Source organism: Wenzhouxiangella sp. YN1 (genome assembly GCF_056324145.1).
Genome location: NZ_JBJNIO010000022.1, coordinates 1 through 334 on the forward strand (window position 1 = coordinate 1; position 334 = coordinate 334).

At 55.1% G+C, this 334-nt stretch carries 1 protein-coding gene; it reads left to right on the top strand.

The window, feature by feature from the left end; all coding sequences use genetic code 11:
- Window positions 1-253: 253 nt before the first annotated feature.
- A partial coding sequence (locus ACEWQZ_RS00045) for a YhbY family RNA-binding protein (protein WP_476481030.1) occupies window positions 254-334 on the top strand: 81 nt, incomplete at its 3' end.

The window sequence follows — 334 nt, forward strand, 5'->3', positions numbered from 1 at the left end:
AAGTGTGAAGTGTGAAGTGTGAAGGATTTTGGGGGCAAATGCAGCGTGGCGGTGCCAAATGACGGCTCCAGCCCACGCTCAACATACCCACCCCACCCCAGACCCACTCATCTTCACAATTCACACTTCACACTTCCAGCCTGCCTTTTCACGTTATCAATGGCCTCTGTTCCAACACACCGACGCCATGACGCTGTCCAATTAACTGAACAAACACCTGCGCGGGCTTGCCCACGATCTGCATCCGGTGGTCATGGTGGCCGACAAGGGCCTCAGCGAGAACGTGATTGCCGAAGTCGAGCAGGCACTGACGCATCACGAACTTATCAAGGTC